Raw genomic sequence first — 19,730 nt, 5'->3', positions numbered from 1 at the left:
AGCGTTAGGCTTATGTCATGACCGTCGCCGTGATCGCCGATATCGTCGCCTCCCGGCGACTCGAGGATCGTGCCGGCGCTCAACGCTCGATCGTCGACGCGGTCGCGATCGTCCACCGCGATCTGCCGGTGGCCACTGCCCCCCTCTCGCCCGTGGTCGGAGACGAACTGCAGGGCGAGTACGACACCCTCGCGGACGCCCTCGCGTCACTGCTGTTGCTGCGTCTGGCCCTGCCCGACGACGTCGACTGCCGTTTCGGTGTCGGCGTGGGGGAGGTGCGGCCGATCGAGCTGGCCGACCGCACCGTGCCGGAGGGGCCGGCCTGGTGGGCCGCCCGCGAGGCCGTCGACCACATCGAACGGCTGCAGCAGCGCGCCGCGCCGCTCGCCCGCACCTGGATCGTCCTCGCCGAGGGGCAGGATGCCACCATGACCGAGACCATCGCGCTCGCCCGCGCCTACGCCCTGAGTCGCGACCAGCTCGTCTCGGCCATGAGCGAGAGGTCGCGCCGGCTCACCTACGGACGATGCCTCGGCCGATCCCAGCGAGAGCTGGCCGAGACCGAGGGCGTCAGTCAGTCCGCCGTCTCACAGGCTCTGACCGCCGCCGGTTCCGCCGCCCTCGTCGAGGGCTTCACTGCTCTCACCGCCGGGGTGCGCTCATGATCGCTGCCGGTCTCCTCCTGCTCGCCGTCGGCGCGGTCGACCTGATCCGTCAGATGATCCGCACGCGGCGGTGGGTCGCCTTCGCCGTGGCATCCCTCGCTCTCATCCTCGTCTCGGCGGGACTGAACGCCGTGGTGGCGGGCATCCTCGCCGTTGCCGTCGCCGCCATCTGGACGTGGGTCGTGCCCGAGGACGGCCCCGCGCGGGCGGGGCTGTGGCCGGTCGCCCTGCTCGCGCTCGCCGCGGCGGCGTGCGTGATCATCGCCCCGGGTCGTGAGCGCCCGGGTCTGCTCGGCGAGGCGTGGGCGATGTACCGACCGGGGTCGTCGGTGTCGATCGATGTCGCCGTCCTCGTCGTCGGGTGCCTGGTGTTCCTGCTGGAGTCCGGCAACGCCGTGGTGCGTATCGCGCTGCGGTCCGAGATGGGTGGGCGGGTCGAGCTGGATCCCCGGCCCGTGGCATCCGGAACCGCCCCCATCGGCGTCGACGCGGCCGTGCCCGCCGCCCCCGTGCCCGGACTCAAGGGCGGGCGCCTGATCGGGCCCCTCGAGCGGATCCTGGTCTTCGTGCTCACCCTCACCGGGGCCTACACCCTCATCGCCGCGGTGCTCGCGGCGAAGGGGATCGTGCGCTTCCCCGAGATCTCGCGCGACCGCGACGACGGCGATCGCGCGGAGTACTTCCTCATCGGCAGCCTGGTCAGCTGGGTCACCGCCCTGGCCGCGGCGTTCCTGGTGTGGTGGGGCGTTCACGCCGGGTGACGAGACCGCCACGGGCCCGGATGCCGCAGGGTCGTGGCATCCGGAGCCTTCTCGCCCCGCTGATACCCTGAACCGGTGTCTGCCTCCACCGACGCGGCGCCCGTGAGCGCCCTCACCCCCGCCATCGACCCGACCTTCGACAACGTCTGGGACGAGCTGGTGTATCGCGGGCTGGTGCACGTCTCGACCGATGAGGGCGAACTGCGCGAACTCCTCGGTGGAGACCCCCTCACGTTCTACTGCGGCTTCGACCCGACCGCCCCGAGCCTGCACCTGGGCAACCTCGTGCAGCTGCTCACGATGCGTCGCCTGCAGCTCGCCGGTCACCACCCCCTCGGTCTCGTCGGCGGCTCGACCGGTCTCGTCGGCGATCCGCGCCCGACGGCCGAGCGCACGCTCAACGCCCGCGAGACCGTCGAGGAGTGGGTGGGTCTGCTGCGCGGGCAGGTCGAGCGTTTCTTGAGCTTCGAGGGCGACAACGCCGCGCGCATCGTCAACAACCTCGACTGGACCGCGCCGCTGAGCGCCATCGACTTCCTGCGCGACATCGGCAAGTACTTCCGCGTCGGCACGATGCTGAAGAAAGACGCCGTCAGTGCCCGCCTGAACTCCGAGGCCGGGATCAGCTACACCGAGTTCAGCTACCAGATCCTGCAGGGCCTGGACTACCTCGAGCTGTACCGCCAGTACGGCTGCGTGCTGCAGACCGGCGGCAGCGACCAGTGGGGCAACCTCACCAGCGGCACCGACCTGGTGCGCCGCGCCGAGGGTGTCTCGGTGCACGCGATCGGAACGCCGCTGATCACCAACAGCGACGGCACGAAGTTCGGCAAGAGCGAGGGCAATGCCATCTGGCTGGATGCCGAGATGTGCAGCCCCTGGGTCATGTACCAGTTCTGGCTCAACACCGACGACCGCGATGTCGTGGAGCGCCTGAAGGTGTTCACGTTCCTCACGCGCGCCGAGATCGAGGAGTACGAGGCGCTCGTCGAGGCGGAGCCGTTCCGTCGCGCCGCGCAGAAGCGCCTCGCCCGCGAGGTGCTGACGACCGTGCACGGCGTCGAGGCCACCGAGGCCGTGATCGCGGCGACCGAGGCGCTGTTCGGGCAGGGCGATGTGAAGGCCCTGGATGCCGCAGTGCTGCGCACGGCGCTCGAGGAATTGCCGAACGCGACGATCGCCCGCGGGACGACCGTCGTCGAGGCGCTGACGGCCACCGAACTGTCGGGCAGCTTGAGCGACGCCCGGCGCGCCATCGCTCAGGGCGGTGTCACGCTCGACGGCGAGAAGGTCACCAGCGACGAGGCGATCGTCGAGGGGACGCTCCCCGGCGGGGTGTCGGTGCTGCGCCGCGGCAAGAAGACGCTCGCGGGGCTGTTCCTCAGCTGACATGCCGTTCACGCCGAGCCACGCCGTCGTCGCACTGCCCTTCGTGCGCACGCGGCTGGTTCCGGCGGCGATCGCGATCGGGGCGATGACCCCCGACCTGCCGCTGTTCGTCCGGGGGATGTGGCCCGGATACGGGCTCACTCACGATGTCGCGTGGCTGCCCGTGACGGTCGTGGTCGCCTTCGTCCTGCTGCTCGTCTGGCGGTGCGTGCTGCGGCCCGCCACCCGGGAGCTCGCGCCGCGTGGTGTCGCGGAACGCCTACCGGCGGAGTGGGAGGCCGGTGCCCGCGCGGCGCTGCGCGAGAGTTCCGGCGGGGGAGTCGTCGGCATCCTGTGGCTCGTCCTCTCGCTCGCTCTGGGTGTCGTCTCGCACATCGCCTGGGATCTGTTCACGCACGAGGGCCGGGTGGGGGAGCAGGTGTTCCCAGCGCTCGCGGGGCAGTGGGGGCCGTTCTCGGGCGCGAAGTGGCTGCAGCACACCTCGAGCGCGTTCGGCCTGGTCGTCCTCGCGATCTTCGCGGCGGTGTGGCTGTCGCGGCGCGCGCCCGAGCCGGTGCGCAGGGTGATCCCGGATGCCGCCCGCTGGGCGTGGTGGCTCTCGCTTCCGGTCGCGCTGCTGGGGGCGTCGGTCGTGGCGGTGGCCCTCAACGGTGGATTCGATGCGGGCTACACCCCCACGCACCTGATCTACGGCGTGCTGACGAAGGTCGCCGCGGTCTGGGCGGCCCTGACGCTCGCGCTGGCGGTGCTCGTGCAGGCGCGGCGCGCGCGGGTCGCGGTGCGGACGCGCGCGCAGGGTCGGTGATTCGCGCAACCTCAGCGGGATGCGGCGCCTTCGCGCTGAGGGTGTGCGGATCGCTGAGCGTGTGCGGGGCGAACCGATGCCATGTGCCCCGCCCGCGCTCGCCCGCGGGTCACACGGGCGCGGCGACGGGCGGCGGCTAGACTCGGGACGTTATGACGAAGGCGGGAGACTCGGTGTCGGCGAGCACGAAGGGCCAGAAGACGGGCGCAGACGAGGTCATCCTCGGACCCACCGGTCGCCCCTATCAGGGGTTCCCCACCCCGAAGCCGCTCGACAGCCACGGCCCCGCCCGCATCATCGCCCTCTGCAACCAGAAGGGCGGCGTCGGCAAGACGACCACCACGATCAACCTCGCGGCCTCGCTCGCGGGGTACGGCCGCCGCGTGCTCGCCATCGACTTCGACCCGCAGGGTGCGCTGTCGGCGGGTCTCGGCATCCAGACGCACGACGTGCCCACGATCTACGACCTTCTGCTCGACACCAAGCGCGACCCGCACGAGGTCATCGTGCACACGCGCGTCGACGGTCTCGACGTCATCCCCGCCAACATCGACCTGTCGGCGGCCGAGGTGCACCTGGTCAACGAGGTCGCGCGCGAGACGATCCTCGCCCGGGTGCTGCGCAAGGTCGCGGCCGACTACGACGTGATCCTCGTCGACTGCCAGCCCTCGCTCGGACTGCTCACCGTGAACGCCCTCACCGCGGCGCACGGCGTGCTGATCCCGCTCGAGTGCGAGTTCTTCGCCCTGCGCGGTGTCGCGCTGCTCGTCGAGACGATCGACAAGGTGCGCGACCGCCTCAATCCGGCGATCGAACTCGATGGTGTGCTCGCCACGATGTACGACCCCCGCACGTTGCACTCGCGCGAGGTGCTCGAGCGCGTGGTCGAGGCGTTCGGCGACGACGTCCTCGAGACGGTCATCGGCCGCACGGTGAAGTTCCCCGACGCGTCGGTGTCGGGCATGCCCATCACGGAGTTCGCGCCCGAGCACGCCGCCGCCCAGGCCTACCTGCGGCTGGCGCGGGAGCTGGTCGCCCGTGGCGCCGTCGCCTGACGACACCCCCGACGCCGTCGCGCTCGCGACGGTCCCCGAGACCGCGTCGGACGCCGAGATCGCGACGCCGGACGCTGAGCACGTCGAAGCGCCCGCACCCGACGCACCCGGCTTCCGCGTCACCCTCCCCGTCTTCGACGGCCCCTTCGACCTGCTCCTCACCCTCATCTCGCGTGCCGAGCTCGACATCACCGAGGTCGCCCTCAGCCGGGTCACCGACGAGTTCATCGCGTACCTCCGGGCGATGGGCCCCGAGAGCGACCTCGACGAGGCCTCGGAGTTCCTCGTCGTGGCCGCCACCCTGCTCGACATGAAGATCGCGGGGCTGCTGCCGCAGGGCGAGCTGGTGGATGCCGAGTCGGTGGCGCTCCTCGAGGCGCGCGACCTGCTGTTCGCCCGCCTGCTGCAGTACCGCGCGTTCAAGGAGGTCTCGGCCTGGTTCGCCCGGTGCCTGCAGCGCGAGGACAAGCGGCACACGCGCAACGTGCGGCTCGACGAGAAGTACCGCAGCGCGGTCCCCGAGCTGAAGTGGACCCTGAGCGCCGACGACTTCGCGGCCCTCGCCGTGGTCGCGTTCGCGCCGAAGCAGATCCCCACCGTCGGCCTCGACCACCTGCACGCGCCGCTGGTGAGCATCCGCGAGCAGGCCGCGATCGTGGTGACCCTGCTGCGCTCGGCGGGAACCTTGAACTTCCGCGACCTCGTCGCCGGGGTCACCGAGACGGGGGTCGTCGTCGCGCGGTTCCTGTCGATCCTCGAGCTGTACCGCCACGCGGCGCTGTCGTTCGAGCAGCTCGAGCCGCTCGGCGAGCTGACGCTGCGGTGGACCGCCGAGCGGTGGTCGGAAGAGAACCTCGCCGCGCTGGGAGCCGACTATGACCGATGACACCGCCGAGACCCGCGACGCCGCGGACGGGGCGAACACCGCTCCCGCGCAGGCACCGATCCCGGCGCAGCGCCCGAGTGACCCGGCATCCGTCGCCCGTCGTCTCGAGGCGATCCTGCTGGTGCTCGACGAACCGCAGAGCCTCGTGAGCCTCGCCGCCGCCGTCGGTGCGCCCGTGCCGGCGGTCCGTCAGGCCGTCGAGGCGCTCGTCGCCGACTACGATGGCGAGACCGGGGGACCGGTGCGCGGTTTCGAGCTGCGCGAGGTCGGCGGAGGCTGGCGCCTCTACGTTCGCGAGGAATACGACGACGTCGTCGGCGAGTTCGTGAACACCCAGGCGCCCTCGCGGCTGTCGCAGGCGGCGCTCGAGACCCTGGCCGTCATCGCGTACAAGCAGCCCGTGACGCGGGGGCAGGTGGCATCCATCCGCGCGGTGAACGTGGACTCGGTGGTGCGCACGCTCCTCGCCCGCGGACTCATCACGGAGGTCTTCACCGACTCCGACACGGGCGCGATCCACTACGGAACGACCGACCAGCTGCTGGTCAACCTCGGCATCAACTCGCTCGACGAGCTGCCGCACATCTCGCCGTTGCTCGACGACGGCTCGGACGGATTCGACGGAGAGGTACTGAAGTGAGTGAAGCGGATGCCGAGGGCGTGCGCCTGCAGAAGGTGCTGGCCAACCGCGGAGTGGCGTCGCGCCGCGTCGCCGAGCAGATGATCGTCGAGGGGCGCGTGCGCGTGAACGGCCTCGTCGTCACCGAGCTCGGTCGCCGCATCCACCCCGAGACCGACCTCGTCGATGTGGACGGCACCGCCATCCAGCTCGACGAGTCCAAGCGCTACGTCGTCCTCAATAAGCCCACCGGGGTCGTGAGCTCGATGAGCGACGACCGCGGCCGCCCCGACCTCCGTCAGTACACGAAGGACTGGGACGAGCGGCTCTACAACGTCGGACGACTGGATGCCGACACGAGCGGCCTGCTCGTGCTGACCAACGACGGCGACCTGGCGCACGTGCTCGCACACCCCTCGTTCGGGGTGACCAAGGTGTACATCGCCAAGGTCGAGGGGCAGGTGCTGCCGCAGACGATCCAGCGGCTCATCAAGGGCGTCGAGCTCGAAGACGGGCGGATCGCCGCCGACAAGGCGCGGCTGCTCGACTCCTCGCGAGGGGAGAGTCTGGTCGAGCTGACGCTGCACTCGGGCAAGAACCGCATCGTCCGCCGGATGATGGCGGAGGTGGGCCACCCGGTCGTCGAGCTGGTCCGGCGCCAGTTCGGGCCCCTCCACCTGGGAACTCTCCCGGTGGGCAAGGCCCGCGAGTTGACTACAGTAGAACGCGGTGCCCTGCTGACGCTGTCTCGTCGAGACGGCGACACTCCCGCGGAGTGAGCCTCCGGGCGCCTCGCGGTGCGAGCGGCGCCGCCCAGGGCAGGAGACCCGATGAGCGAAGTCAACGGAACGTCCGCGCGCGCGGCCGGGCCCTTGGCGACCCGTACGAGCGGCACCGTCCGCGTCGTCGGCTCGGGTCTGCTGGGGGCGAGCATCGGTCATGCCCTCACCGCGCGTGGCGTCGACATCGTGCTGGTCGACGCGTCTCCCTCGCAGCTGCGCCTGGCGATCGACTACGGCGCGGGTCGCGCTGAGCGCCCCGATGACCGGCCCTCGCTGATCGTGGTGGCCGTGCCGCCGGACGTCACGGCCGACGTCGTGCAGCGCGAGCTGGAGAGATTCCCGGATGCCGTCGTCACCGACGTCGCGAGCGTGAAGCTCGAACCGCTGCGTACCCTCCGCGAACGAGGGGTCGATCTCACGCACTACATCGGTTCGCACCCCATGGCCGGGCGTGAGCGCGGGGGAGCCATCTCGGCCCGCGCCGACATCTTCGTCGGTCGGCCGTGGGTGGTCTGCCGCGACGGCGAGACCTCCGCGCACGACCTCTCGCTCGTCGAGGGCCTTGCCCTGGATCTCGGGGCGACGCTCATCGAGATGACGCCGGAAGAGCACGACGAGTCCGTCGCGCTCATGTCGCACGTGCCGCAGCTGGTGGCGAGCCTTCTGGCCGGGCGCTTCGTCGAGGCCCCCGACGGGTCGCTGCGACTGGCGGGTCAGGGGGTGCGCGATACGACGCGCATCGCGGCATCCGCCCCCGAACTCTGGGTGCAGATCCTCGGGGCGAACGCGGCGCCCGTCGTCGCGGTGCTCGATCAGCTCGCGGCCGACCTGACCGACGTCGCCGAGGCGCTTCGCGACCCCGAGGTGCCCGGTGCCCGCCGCGCGGTGGCCGATACCATCCGCCGCGGCAACAAGGGCGTCGAGCGCCTGCCCGGCAAGCACGGTCAGAACCGCCGTTTCGATACTTTCGTCGTCATGGTCGACGACACCTCCGGCCAGCTGGGCCGCCTGTTCGGCGAGCTCGGCGACCTCGACGTCAACGTCGAAGACCTACGCCTCGAGCACTCGCCCGGAGCCCCGTTCGGCCTCGCCGAGATCAGCGTCGTCCCCGACGCTGTCCGGCGCGCCGTCGACGGCCTGCAGCAGCGCGGTTGGCGGATTGCGAGCACCACCCATGACTGATCCCACTCCCGCCCTCTTCCGCCCCGGACTGATGGCGCCCGGCATGGCGGCCCCCGCCGAGGGCTCGGCATCCGCCCCCGTCGTCGTCGCGATCGACGGACCCGCCGGCAGCGGCAAGTCGAGCGTGTCGAAGGCCGCCGCCTCCCGCCTCGGGTACGGCTTCCTCGACACCGGCGCCGCCTACCGCGCCCTCGCGTGGCACGCCCTCGCGCACGGGGCCGACACGTCCGACGCCACGGCGGTGCTCGAGGTGTTCGGCGATTTCGACTACGCGATCTCGCTCGACCCGGCCGACCGCTGGGTGCGCGTGGGCTCCACCGACGTCACCGCGGCGATCCGCGAACCCCGCGTGACCGATGCCGTGAGCGGGGTGGCCCGCGTCGCCCCCGTGCGCCACGCGGTGAACGAGTTGTTCCGCCGGCTCGTGGCATCCGCTGCACTCTCGGGTGTCGTGGTCGAGGGCCGCGACATCACCACGGTGGTGTTCCCGGACGCGCCCGTGCGCATCCTGCTGACCGCCGCTCCCGAGGTGCGCGCCGCGCGCCGCAGTGCGGAGTTGACGGATCAGGATGCCGCCAAGGTCGCCGCAGCCCTGCACCGGCGCGACGCCGCCGATTCCACGGTCGTCGACTTCCTCACCGCCGCCGAAGGCGTCGAGGTCGTCGACTCGACCCACCTAGATTTCGAACAGACCGTCGACGCCGTGCTGAGCGTCGTCGACTCCACGATGGGAGCCCGCGATGGGCGTTGAAGACGAGTACGAGGGCGGGCCCGACCAGCTCGCCGAGAAGATGGAGCAGCTCGACGAGGTGCTCGCCGAGCAGCGGGCCGAAGCGCTGCGCGCGGGACTCGAGGACTTCGACCTCGACGAGGAAGACGCAGCCCTCCTCGCGGGGCTCGCCTCGGGCGAGGGCGCGATCGAGTTCCTGCCGGCGCTGCCGGTGGTCGCGATCGTCGGTCGCCCGAACGTCGGCAAGTCCGCCCTGGTGAACCGCATCCTGGGTCGCCGTGAGGCCGTGGTCGAGGACACCCCGGGTGTCACGCGCGACCGCGTCACCTACAAGGCCGAGTGGCTCGACCGCCGCTTCTCGCTGGTCGACACCGGCGGCTGGGAGCCCGATGCGAAGGGCATCGACCGCTCGGTCGCAGCTCAAGCCGAGGTCGCGATCGACCTCGCCGACGTCGTGCTGTTCGTGGTGGATGCCACGGTGGGGGCGACCTCGACCGACGAGCACGTCGTGAAGCTGCTGCGCAAGAGCAAGAAGCCCGTCTTCCTGATCGCGAACAAGGTCGACGACGCGCGCCAGGAGCCCGAGGCCACGGCCCTGTGGAACCTCGGCCTCGGAGAGCCGCACCCGGTCTCGGCCATCCACGGCCGCGGTGTCGCCGACCTGCTCGACGAGCTCATGAAGGTACTGCCCGACGTGTCGGCCGTGGCGAAGTACGAGATCGGCGGACCCCGCCGCGTCGCGATCCTCGGTCGCCCCAACGTGGGCAAGTCGTCGCTGCTGAACAAGGCCGCCGGCGAGGAGCGCGTCGTCGTCAACGAGCTCGCGGGCACCACCCGCGACCCGGTGGACGAGGTCGTGGAGCTCGGTGGCAAGCTCTGGACGCTGGTGGACACCGCCGGCATCCGTCGGCGCGTGCACCTGTCGCAGGGCGCCGACTTCTACGCGTCGCTGCGCACCTCGACCGCTCTGGAGAAGTCCGAGGTCGCCGTCGTCGTGCTCGACGTCTCGCAGCCGATCAGCGTGCAGGACCTCAACATCATCGACCTGGTGCTCGAGTCGGGTCGTGCGCTCGTGCTGGCGTTCAACAAGTGGGACCGCCTCAACGACGACGACATGGAGAACCAGGACCGTCGCCGCTACCTCGAGCGCGAGATCGAGCAGGACCTCGCGCACGTCGCGTGGGCCCCGCGCGTGAACATCTCGGCCCGCACCGGTCGCCACCTCGACAAGCTCGTGCCCGCCCTCGAGCAGGCGCTCGAGTCGTGGGACACCCGCATCCCGACCGGGAAGTTCAACGCCTTCCTGTCGGAGCTCGTCGCCGAGCACCCGCACCCGCTGCGCGGAGGCAAGCAGCCGCGCATCCTGTTCGGCACGCAGGCTGCGACGCGTCCGCCGACATTCGTGCTGTTCACGACCGGGTTCCTCGACCCGGGCTACCGCCGGTTCATCCAGCGGCGCCTGCGCGAGATCTACGGCTTCGAGGGCACGCCGATCGTGCTCAACATGCGCATCCGCGAGAAGCGCCAGCGCTGAGTCGCTCGCCGAGCGCCCCGTCCCCGTCGTGGGGCGGGGCGCTTTCGCGTGTGCGGGGTCCGCGGGCCCGGATTACTCGCGCGTTGCAGTCTCGCGGGCGCCGGCGCAAGCGGACCCTGGCCCGACCGGCGGGTCGATACAGTGCTCTCGCGACGGTGCTGCCGTGGCATCCACCCCTCTGTCGGGAGACCTCATGACCGCCGTCGCTCCGCCACTCGACCAGCCCTTCTACGGCGCGCCGCTGGGCGCCGCGATCCGTCGGGTGTTCGCGAAGTACGCGACCTTCCACGGGCGCGCGAGCCGCAGCGAATACTGGTGGTGGGTGCTGTTCGCCGCGGTGGTGGGCACGGCGCTGAACGCGCTGCCGACGCTGACCGATGGCATCCGGATCGAAGCCGACGGCTCGATGACCGTCACCGGGCCGCTCGGGGTGATCCTCGGGGGGATCTGGCTGGTGTGGGCGATCGGGACGATCATTCCGACGCTGGCGGTGCTCGTGCGGCGTCTGCACGACACCGATCGCAGCGGGCTCTGGATCCTCATCGGGCTGATCCCGCTGATCGGCCCGATAGTGCTGATCGTGCTCACCGTGCAAGAGTCCCGCCCCGGGGGAACGCGTTTCGATAGGGTGCACTCGCGCCGGTGACGTCATCGGCGTGCATCGCACTCGCCATCGTGTCAGGGGGACACACATGACTACTGCTCAGACCGCCGTTCCGCTCTCTCAGCCGTACTACGGCGCGCCGTTGGGCGCCGCCGTCCAGCGTTTCTTCAAGAAGTACGCCACCTTCTCGGGGCGGGCCAGCCGCAGCGAGTTCTGGTGGTGGATCCTGGCCAACGCCGTGATCTCGTTCGTGCTCAGCATGCTCGCGTTGATCACGGGCGGTGGGGGAGGCGTCGACGCCGCCGGCAACCCGGTGCCGCCGAGCGGCCTCGGCATGGTGTTCTTCATCGTGCTGCTTCTCTGGGGCCTCGCGACGATCGTGCCGCACCTCGCCCTGCTCGCGCGGCGTCTGCACGACAGCAACCGCAGCGGATTCTGGATGTTCATCGCCTTCGTCCCGCTCGTGGGCGGCATCATCCTGCTGGTGTTCGAGCTGCTGCCGGCCGACCCGCGCGGCGCACGCTTCGACGCCTGAGTCCGTCGTTCGAACGCCCCGGCCTCCACGTGAGGTCGGGGCGTTCGTCGTCTATGGAGGGGGCGCGGATGCCGTGGCGGCGGTCGACCCCGAGGCGTGCGGCGCGGTGGTCGGGGGCGTCGAGACGGCATCTCGCTGACGAAACTGGTGCAGGATGGCGCGGGGTTGTCGGCGGGACGCGGTCTCGCGGGGCTCGGGAGGCGTGCCGGGGCTCAGGCCGGCGCCGCGGGGCTTGAGGCGCGCGCCGGGGGTGCGTACGCGTCGGACTCGCGCCACGCGCCGGGACTCAGGCCGGCGCCGCGGGGCGGACGAGGGCGGTGGGATCGGGCGCGGCGAACCCGAACCGCTCGTAGAGCCCGTGGGCATCGCTCGTGAACAGCGTCCAGCGGAGGTGCGGCCCGGGGCCCTCGTCGATCATCCGGGCGACGATCGCCTTGCCCAGGCCGTGGCCGCGGTGACCCTCGACCACGAAGACATCGGCGAGGTACGCGAAGCCGACACCGTCGGAGATCGCCCGCGCGAAGCCCACCAGCTCACCCGTGTCCCGGTGGTATGCCCCGACGACGCGCCAGGCGCCGTCGAGCTGCTTCTCCACATCGGCGCGGCTGCGCCAGCGGCCCCAGTACGCCTCGGTGCTCAGCCACTGCCACACCGTGTCGCGGTCGATCCGCTCCGGGGCGTCGTCGATCTCGTACGTCATGCGACCAGTGTCCCGTGTTCCGCGGCGCGATATGACGCAACGCCGCGCCCGCTTGCGAGGGGTGTGCCAGGCTGGACACGATGACGATCGAGCCCCCTGCCCCCGGTGAACCGCGGCGTCCGCACGGTCCCCGCGACCCCGGCGACGCGTGGGTCGTGGCGCCCACGGGTGAGAAGTACTGGGGTCGTTTCGGAGCCGCGGGCCTGCTCGCCCTCGACCCCGAGCGCGGGGTGCTCCTGCAGCATCGCGTGTCGTGGAGCCACTTCGGCAACACCTGGGCCCTCCCCGGCGGAGCGCGGCACGAGGGCGAATCCGCTCGCGACGGGGCTCTGCGCGAGTCCGGCGAAGAGGCGGGAGTGCCGGCGGATGCCGTGCGGGCGCGGTTCGAGAGCGTGCTCGACCTGGGGATCTGGTCGTACTCGACCCTGGTCGCCGACGTGACGACACCGTTCGAGCCGGTGATCAGCGACCCCGAGAGCGTCGCCCTGGAGTGGGTCGCCGTCGACGACGTCGAGTCGCTGCCCCTGCACCCCGGCTTCGCTGCCTCGTGGCCCGCCCTCCGCGACGCGCTGACCGCGCGGCCCGCTGTCGTCGTCGACGTGGCGAACGTCATGGGTTCGGTTCCCGACGGCTGGTGGAAGGACCGCGCCGGCGCCGCGACCCGCCTGATCACCAAGGTCTCGCGGCTTGCCGAGCGGGGAATGGATGCCGACACCCTCGGCCTCTCCGCCACGCGTTGGTTCCCGTCGGTCACGGCGGTGCTGGAGGGTCAGGCGCGGTCCGCCGAGCCCGCGGCGCCCGGCGTCGAGGTGCGTTTCGCACCGGGCGAGGGCGACGACGAGATCGTCGCCGCGGTGCGCGAGCTGGCGGGCGCGTTTCGGCCCGTCGTCGTCGTGACGAGCGACCGGGAACTGGCGGCCCGCGTCGAGGCGCTCGGCGCGAGCGCGCGGGGTGCCCGCTGGTTGCTGGACCAGGTGGACTGACCGAGCTGCGGCCTGGCCGCCCTGGGTTCTGCGGCGTCCGGGGCGGCGGCGGCCCGTCGCAGGGTCGGTGATTCGCGCAGGCTCAGTTGGTCGGGGTGGTTTTGAGCTGAGGTTGTGCGGATCGCGGAGGTTGTGCGGGGGTTGCCGGGGCGGCGGCCCCGCGCAGGGTCGGTGATTCGCGCAGGGTCAGTTGGCTGGGGCGGTTTGAGACTGAGGTTGTGCGGATCGCGGAGGTCGTGCGGCGCGCACGCGGTGGCCGGGCGCAGGGTCGGTGATTCGCGCAGGGCCAGTTCGCGGGGGTGGTTTCATACTGAGGTTGTGCGGATCGCGGAGGTTGTGAGGCCGGCGGGCACCGGCGGCGGCCCCGCGCAGGGTCGGTGATTCGCGCAGGGTCAGCGCGGCGGGGCGGCTGGGGACTGAGGTTGCGCGGATTGCCGAGGTTGTGCCACGCGCGCCGACTCGGCGATCCGAGAAAGAGCCATAGGGGTCGGGAGCGGGTCGCGCGGTCAGTCGAGCTCGCGGCCGCGGAGCTTCTCGATCTCGCGGCGGTCACGCTTGGTGGGGCGTCCGGCACCGCGATCCCGCACCGGAACGAACGGCATGCTCTCCTTCGAGGGCGGCGGGGGAGTGCGGTCATCGAGCGACTCCGCGACGAGGGCCGCCCCGACACGTTTCGCGATCGTCTTCTTCACGACGAGGATCCGATCGAAGCCCTGGATCCGCACCCGCAGCTCGTCGCCAGGCCGTACGGGTTGCGCCGCCTTGGCCCGTTCGCCGTTGACCCGCACGTGCCCCGCGCGGCAGGCGGTGGTCGCCGCGGACCGGGTCTTGTAGACGCGCACCGCCCACAGCCACGCGTCGACGCGAGCGGTGGTCGTGGCATCCGTCATGTCAGGTCTTTCGTCGGCGAACCTCCATCGTAAGTCTGGCGTTCAGGGGTGCAGCGTCAGCGCGACGAGCGCGCGATCGGGTTTGGGTCGGTCGACGATCTCGAAGCCCGCCTCCTCGAACATCGACACCGTGCCGCGGTACAGCTGGTTGGCGGAGCGCTTCGTGACCGTCGGGTCGAGGGGATACGCCTCGACGACACGGGCGCCGGCGGCGCGGGCGGTGGAGACAGCGGCATCCAGGAGTCTCTTCATCAGGCCCTGGCCGCGGTGGGCCTTGCGGACGACGAAGCACGAGACCGACCAGACGTCGTCGGCGTCGAGGGGCTCGTTCGTCGCTGTCGTGACGTCGCGGGTGCGCAGTAGGCGGGCCTGGTCGATGCGGGGGCCGACGCGGACCCAGCCAGCGGGCTCGCCGTCGACGTAGGCGATGAGGCCGGGAGCGCGGTCCCCGTGCATTTCGGCGTGGAAGCGCGTGGTGAGGTCGTCGCGCGACGTCTTCTGGAACTCCGCGTTCGTGAGCAGCCACCATTGGCACTGGCATCCGGGACCGTCGCCGCTGTCGAGCGCCGCCTCAGCGTCGTCGAAGCGGTCGCCGGTGGCGGGGAGAATCTCGATCGTCATGCCCGAAACCGTAGCGAGGGGGTCCGACATCGGACAAGGGCGTGCGCACACGCCCGGGAGGGGCGTTGGTTCGCGGGGGCGTCGGCGAGGGGCTAATATAGGGGAGTTGCCCGCTCGCGGGTAACGGGATGTGGCGCAGCTTGGTAGCGCACTTGACTGGGGGTCAAGGGGTCGCAGGTTCAAATCCTGTCATCCCGACAGAATGGGCTGTTGGCAATACTGATTGCAAAACAGTCCGACGAAGTCGGAAAACACGAAAGGCCCCTGCGGGATCGCAGGGGCCTTTCGTGTTTTCGTCGTTCGTTACCCGGTTCTGGTGGGCTGAAGAGGACGAATGACGGCGTCGGGGTGTACTCCACACCTCTCCGCCCGTTTTCGGGCGCGGCGAATTGACCTCCGAGCAATGAGCTGCCGTCTCCGGCTGGTGAGGGGTGACGCGAGAGACGTCAGGTTCTCAGCGGGTGCATGAGCGTGTCTTCGCTACCGCTCAGTTGAGCGGGTGACGGTCGTGACCCGCTCCCGCGGCGTGGGATGGTGAGATCGCCGTTGCCGGTCGTCTTCGTGTACCGGTTTGCCCACACGCGGTCTCGTCGGCGAAGCGGAGCGGGTTCGGCAGAAGCGTTTCTCGCGGTGCGTTTGCGAAGGTCGTCGATGAACGAGGCGATCTTGCGGATGTTGTGGTTGACGAGAAGCAGCGTGACCATGATCTGCGCTGCACTGAAGCCGCGGACGCGTCGGCGGCCGGCCGTCTCGATGTCCTCGTCACCGGATGCCTTCAGCTGATTGTTCTCGGACTCTACGGTGTTGCGGGCGTGCTCGTGGAAGTCTTCCCATTCCTGGCTGCCGTAGTCGAAGGCTTGCTGCGGCGCCATCATTTCGGTGAGGTCGAACGACGCGGAGTGTTTCGTGCAGATGGTGTCGAGGAACTCGGCCTCGAGCGTCTCGGGCTCGGCGTGTGGGCGCGCCTTCTTCGCTGCGCCGACCATCATCTCGCGGAGAGGGCAGGTGACTGTCGGGCTCGGCCCAAGTGCCGGGCAGCGCAGGATGACCCTGCCGTTGCCGGTGGCCTTTTGTTTGACGTGGAGCTTCCAGTCCTTTCGGGCTTCGACGCGCGCGCGGTAGGTGGCGATGTCGATGACACCGGTCTGCAGGTCTTTCGATGCCTCGAGATGAGACTTCGGAGTCGAAGGGCAGAACGCGTCACCGTCGGCGTAGAGAGCTCCGTGCCTGCCGCCCTTCACCCCGAGGCGGTCGATCTTGTAATCGGTCGACGGGGTGAACCCGGTAAGCAGCGCCGGTCGAAGCAGGCGGTCGGGGACGCTGTTGGCCCAGTATTGCTTATCGGCGTCGGCGACGCCCGGTCGCATTCCGAGCGTGGTCGCGGACCGCAGCAGGTTGACGGCTTCTTCGGCGACTTCGCGGTTGGGGATGCTGAGCGTCGCGGCGACGACGAGCGACGGGAACCGCTTAGACCCGGGCTTCTCGGAGTCGACGCGTACAGCGAGGTTGGCGACGAGGCCCCATTCGTAGTCGACGCTCTTCGCGCCCTTCGAGTTAGGGTTTGTTTGGTCTTTCTCGTTCTTCTTGTGGTCGTAACGCTCGCCGTTCTTGATGTGCCAGCCGGCGAAGGCGTCTACGGGGCCGGGCGTGAGCTGTCCCGCGTCGCCGACGCGACGTTCGACGGCGATGCGGTCCTTGATGGTGTTGTGGGAGAAGCCTTTCGTCGTCGGTGTGCCGACGTAGGTCTGATCGAAGGACACGTCGAGTTTGGCGGAGGCGCGGCGGAGTTCGCGCGGCTGCTCCATGAACGTCATGTGGAGGAACAGTCGGCTGAATTCGTCGAGGCGTGCCTTGTACTTCTCTGCGCGGGCGGCGTCGTGTGCGTCGAGTATTTCCTGGATCTGCTCGTATGTCTTCGCCGTGTACCGCTCCTGCGGGTAGGGGTCGAGCAGCGCGTTCATGCGCTGGAACGCGCGGACGGTGTTGTTGTACCAGCGATCACGCGAGGCTTCCTGCGGGATGAAAGCGTCATGGGACTCCGGCAGGCCGAGCAACTCCTTCGACGCTGGGCTGAGGCGAACCTGCATGAGGAACGCGGCTCGTCGAAGGTGCATCGGCGCGCTCTCGCGGGCAAGCAGGAGCAGGGCCGTCAACACGGCTCGGTGGGAGATCATGGCCGGTCGTCCGCCCATGCCGATGGTGTTGTGGTCCTCCGCTTTCCACCGTTCAAGGCTTTCCAGTACTCCGGACTTTCGGACACGGGCCTCGATCATGGCGACGGCGGCGTCGCTGATGAGGTCGGTGGTGCGGCCTCGCCCGAGGATCTCGTCGTCGCTGATGCCTCCGCCGGTGAGGTCGAGGTCCGGGAAGTGGTAGTCGACGTCGTTGGCGATCATCGTGCGAGCTCCTCGCCGATGAGAAGACCGGTGTACAGCGACAGGTCGCGTGGCTTGGCGAGTTCGAGGTAGCGCGCGAGAGTGTCGTAGGTGCGGAAGCCGCCGAGCTCTTTCAGGACGGGCAGGGGGACGTCGTTGTCGAGGTGGTGAACGATCCAGCTCGCGCGCAGTCGAGCGGGGGTGGGGCGCACCTGGGCGGGGTGGTCGGTGAGGAAGGTCTGGATGATGCGGGGGCGGTACTCCTCGATGACCGGTCCGCGGAAGACACGCTCGTTACCGGTGCGGTCGTCGATGCTCTTGAGGAGGACGCGCGCCCATGCGTGACGAACGGGCACCCGGCGGGGGGTGTCGCCTGAGACGTTGACGAACACGCGTCCGTTCAGGACGTCGACGTGATCGACGTTGACGTTGACGATCTCCTCGGCGCGGAGTCCGGCGCCGCCGGCGAGGCCGAGGAGTCCCCAGGCGTTCTGACGCTTCTTGATGGTGTTCAGTCGGTTCGCCCAGCTGTGCATGGTGGCGATCTGCGCGGGTGCGAACGGTGCGCGCAGCTTCATGTCGGGTGCCGGAAGTCCCCGCAGTGCCGCAGTCAGTTCGCGGCCGTTCGCCACGAGCTGTCGTGTGACGCCCCACTGGTGCACCGGAGAACGGCGTCCCAGCTGGTTCTGCACGTAGAGGTCGATGTTGTTCTGGGTGTAGACCCGTTCCACCGTGAGCTCTCGTTCACTCGTGGCCCACACCCACGCGTGAAAACGTGTGGACATGGACATCAGTCGTCGCGTGCTGTCGAAGGTGGTGGGGCCGAGGGTGACGGCGGTGGCGAGGGTGAACTCCCTGACGGCTGCCCATTGCGAAGCGTTCACGTGCGGGCGGTATCCGAGCATCAGGTGCCAGACGAAGTCCGGCGTCGCGGGGCGAAGGTCGAGAAGGTGGCCGTACGTTTCGGCATCGCGGCGAATGTCGTTGGATCGGGTTTTGTCGGTCATGACCACCGTGTACGCGGCGGCTCGGAAAACCCGTGAGGGCACCCGGCGGGCGGCTCGCATGCTCGCTCACCGGGCTGTCGACGACTAGAGGGTGAACTCTGCTGATGCAGGCAGGAACCCGGCGATGCGGTCCAGTGCGGCCAGGTTCTCCAACCCGGCAATCTGGAGAAGTTCCCGAGGAGCGGTGCCCGCGGTCAGGTGCGTGAGCAGCCACGTAGTGCGCATCCGTGCAGGGCGCACATCGAGGTCGGTCTGCTGGCCGCGGTGGAGGAAGTCGGTGACCTGAGCGCCGCGAACACCTTGCCGTCCAGGACGGAACAACCAGCGGTCACGGTCCACGGACTCGAACGCGGCAACCAAAGGTGCTGTCCAACCGGGCAGCACGGGCACGAGCCGAGGACGCGACTCCCACACCGCGACGTGAAGCCCGCCGTCGCGCCACTCGAAGTCCGTGCCACGAACGCTGAGGAGCTCGCGCGTCGCGAGACCGGCGCCGAGCCCAAGGGCGAGCAGGGTCACCGCGTCTCGGCGTCGTGAAGGACGCCCCTGCCGTAACGCCCAGCTCCGCAGCGCGGCCACCTCGGGCTGCGTGTACGGCGCAGTCGGCTCCGACCTCGGGATCGGCAATGTCTTCTCATACGCCGGCGTGACGGCATCGGCGATGGCCAGCAACGCCGAACGATAGGTGGCGCGGCTGCTTCGGGAGAAGTCCGGCATGCCCAGATGGACGAACTCTTCGACCAACCTGCGGCGGAACATCGACTTCGTCTGGGCCGGCACCCCGCGGGTCTGCCACGCCCACAGCGCGAACGCCGCGGCGGGCGGGTACAAACTGCGTGCCGGTCGTCCCAACGTTCGTGCAGCGAGGGTCACCGCCTCGTTCACCGTTGGCTCCAGCTGATCCCAATAGGCCCGCGCCCGTACGGAGGTGTATCTCGGGACCACGGCGTCGGCGTTGTCCTTAGGTTCGCCGTCTCCGCCTGCGAGCGGCGTCATCTCGAACGCCCCGGTGCGGTGCCGTTGTCCGTCGGGCGGATGTGAGCGACGGCCTCTGTGGTCCGCCTCGTGAACCACACACCGGGGATGTCTAGGTCGAGCAGGAGCACCATCGGTTCCCCCACGCGGCAGGTGGCCAGGAGTACCAACTCCACCTCCTCGCTCCGACGCCGTCTGATGGAGCTACCGGCCACCGGGTAGGTCGTGACGACACGGGAGTCGAGATCCACCCGGAGTTGGGTTCCGTCGGACGTCTCGACGATATGAACCCCGTTCATGTCATCCGTGAGGCAGGGCTGTTCATGGCTGACCGTCGACATCCGGCCTCCTCCTGGTCTGCGCGGTGGATACCCGTCACCGTACGAACGCGCGCTGAAGCGAGACCGCCGACTCAGCGACAACGACGACGCCACGCCGCGCGACCACATCGCAAAGCCACACCGCGCATAGGTCCATATGGGCGCACCACCCGCGCCTCGAAAGGACCCCGTGCCCACCCCAACAACCGCCGATCTCCACGCCCGCGCCGACGCGATCTGGCGACCCGCGTACCCGGATGACGTCGGCGCGAACATCTACTCCGGCGCTGCTGCCGCATTGCTCGGGGGACA

Annotated in this window: 20 protein-coding genes and 1 tRNA gene; 15 read left to right on the top strand and 6 right to left on the bottom strand. The window is 69.9% G+C overall.

Translation table 11 applies throughout. The annotated features are described in order from the left end of the window. The first annotated feature begins 17 nt into the window (after positions 1-17). The 13 genes from F9B98_RS01020 (at position 18) to F9B98_RS00960 (ending at position 11,547) form a co-directional block, all read left to right on the top strand. Entirely contained in the window at positions 18-665 is a 648-nt protein-coding gene (locus tag F9B98_RS01020; RefSeq protein WP_150951659.1) for a SatD family protein, read from the top strand. Beyond that, positions 662-1,426 carry a hypothetical protein gene (locus F9B98_RS01015; protein ID WP_150951657.1) on the top strand — a complete coding sequence of 255 codons (765 nt, stop codon included), beginning with the start codon at positions 662-664 and terminating at the stop codon, positions 1,424-1,426. The genes F9B98_RS01020 and F9B98_RS01015 overlap by 4 nt, the downstream gene beginning before the upstream one ends. Before the next feature lie 75 nt (positions 1,427-1,501). Next, complete coding sequence (tyrS, locus tag F9B98_RS01010; RefSeq protein ID WP_150951655.1) at positions 1,502-2,815, top strand: tyrosine--tRNA ligase; 1,314 nt, start codon at positions 1,502-1,504, stop codon at positions 2,813-2,815. A 1-nt stretch (position 2,816) separates the two neighbouring features. Next, entirely contained in the window at positions 2,817-3,620 is an 804-nt protein-coding gene (locus tag F9B98_RS01005) for a DUF4184 family protein (RefSeq protein ID WP_150951653.1), read from the top strand. Positions 3,621-3,772: 152 nt separating this feature from the next. Then, positions 3,773-4,675, top strand: coding sequence for a ParA family protein (locus tag F9B98_RS01000; protein ID WP_225310179.1), 903 nt, complete (start codon positions 3,773-3,775; stop codon positions 4,673-4,675). Then, positions 4,659-5,561: a segregation and condensation protein A gene (locus F9B98_RS00995; protein WP_150951651.1), complete on the top strand. Its 903-nt coding sequence runs from the start codon at positions 4,659-4,661 to the stop codon at positions 5,559-5,561. Before F9B98_RS01000 ends, F9B98_RS00995 begins: the two co-directional genes overlap by 17 nt. Further along, a complete protein-coding gene (gene scpB / locus F9B98_RS00990; RefSeq protein WP_150951649.1) occupies positions 5,551-6,201 on the top strand; it encodes an SMC-Scp complex subunit ScpB in 651 nt (216 codons plus the stop codon). The genes F9B98_RS00995 and scpB overlap by 11 nt, the downstream gene beginning before the upstream one ends. Before the next feature lie 20 nt (positions 6,202-6,221). Beyond that, positions 6,222-6,959: a pseudouridine synthase gene (locus F9B98_RS00985; protein WP_191966725.1), complete on the top strand. Its 738-nt coding sequence runs from the start codon at positions 6,222-6,224 to the stop codon at positions 6,957-6,959. Between the two features lie 51 nt (positions 6,960-7,010). Next, on the top strand, positions 7,011-8,144 hold the full coding sequence (locus F9B98_RS00980) for a prephenate dehydrogenase (protein ID WP_150951644.1): 1,134 nt from the start codon (positions 7,011-7,013) through the stop codon (positions 8,142-8,144). A gap of 43 nt (positions 8,145-8,187) precedes the next feature. Further along, entirely contained in the window at positions 8,188-8,895 is a 708-nt protein-coding gene (gene cmk / locus F9B98_RS00975; RefSeq protein ID WP_150955719.1) for a (d)CMP kinase, read from the top strand. Further along, positions 8,885-10,408: a ribosome biogenesis GTPase Der gene (gene der, locus F9B98_RS00970; RefSeq protein ID WP_150951642.1), complete on the top strand. Its 1,524-nt coding sequence runs from the start codon at positions 8,885-8,887 to the stop codon at positions 10,406-10,408. Before cmk ends, der begins: the two co-directional genes overlap by 11 nt. Before the next feature lie 163 nt (positions 10,409-10,571). Further along, entirely contained in the window at positions 10,572-11,054 is a 483-nt protein-coding gene (locus F9B98_RS00965) for a DUF805 domain-containing protein (protein ID WP_225310178.1), read from the top strand. Positions 11,055-11,100: 46 nt separating this feature from the next. Next, positions 11,101-11,547, top strand: coding sequence for a DUF805 domain-containing protein (locus F9B98_RS00960; protein ID WP_150951640.1), 447 nt, complete (start codon positions 11,101-11,103; stop codon positions 11,545-11,547). A gap of 286 nt (positions 11,548-11,833) precedes the next feature. On the opposite strand, the gene F9B98_RS00955 is transcribed toward F9B98_RS00960, so the two are convergent. Beyond that, the gene (locus tag F9B98_RS00955) at positions 11,834-12,247 is read right to left on the bottom strand and encodes a GNAT family N-acetyltransferase (RefSeq protein WP_150951638.1); all 414 of its coding nucleotides are present in this window, start codon (positions 12,245-12,247) and stop codon (positions 11,834-11,836) included. 80 nt (positions 12,248-12,327) lie between these two features. Between F9B98_RS00955 and F9B98_RS00950 the strand changes: the two genes are divergently transcribed. Further along, the gene (locus F9B98_RS00950; RefSeq protein WP_150951636.1) at positions 12,328-13,230 is read left to right on the top strand and encodes an NUDIX hydrolase; all 903 of its coding nucleotides are present in this window, start codon (positions 12,328-12,330) and stop codon (positions 13,228-13,230) included. Between the two features lie 506 nt (positions 13,231-13,736). Here the strand turns inward: F9B98_RS00950 and F9B98_RS00945 are convergent. Continuing rightward, positions 13,737-14,120, bottom strand: coding sequence for an RNA-binding S4 domain-containing protein (locus F9B98_RS00945; protein ID WP_150951634.1), 384 nt, complete (start codon positions 14,118-14,120; stop codon positions 13,737-13,739). Positions 14,121-14,162: 42 nt separating this feature from the next. Continuing rightward, complete coding sequence (locus F9B98_RS00940) at positions 14,163-14,741, bottom strand: GNAT family N-acetyltransferase (RefSeq protein WP_191966610.1); 579 nt, start codon at positions 14,739-14,741, stop codon at positions 14,163-14,165. A gap of 124 nt (positions 14,742-14,865) precedes the next feature. On the opposite strand from F9B98_RS00940, the gene F9B98_RS00935 reads away from it, so the two are divergent. Then, positions 14,866-14,939 (top strand) — tRNA-Pro (locus F9B98_RS00935). A gap of 248 nt (positions 14,940-15,187) precedes the next feature. Here the strand turns inward: F9B98_RS00935 and F9B98_RS00930 are convergent. The 3 genes from F9B98_RS00930 to F9B98_RS00920 form a co-directional block, all read right to left on the bottom strand. Next, a complete protein-coding gene (locus tag F9B98_RS00930; RefSeq protein ID WP_150951630.1) occupies positions 15,188-17,137 on the bottom strand; it encodes a hypothetical protein in 1,950 nt (649 codons plus the stop codon). Beyond that, a complete protein-coding gene (locus F9B98_RS00925; protein ID WP_191966609.1) occupies positions 17,134-18,123 on the bottom strand; it encodes a tyrosine-type recombinase/integrase in 990 nt (329 codons plus the stop codon). Before F9B98_RS00925 ends, F9B98_RS00930 begins: the two co-directional genes overlap by 4 nt. Before the next feature lie 84 nt (positions 18,124-18,207). Next, positions 18,208-19,119 (bottom strand): hypothetical protein, encoded by a 912-nt coding sequence (locus F9B98_RS00920; protein WP_150951626.1) that lies wholly within the window; start codon positions 19,117-19,119, stop codon positions 18,208-18,210. Between the last annotated feature and the right edge of the window lie 611 nt (positions 19,120-19,730).

Origin of the sequence: Microbacterium testaceum StLB037, assembly GCF_008763945.1 — a bacterium.
Classification (GTDB): domain Bacteria; phylum Actinomycetota; class Actinomycetes; order Actinomycetales; family Microbacteriaceae; genus Microbacterium; species Microbacterium testaceum_G.
This window is presented reverse-complemented; position numbering and strand designations above follow the sequence as displayed.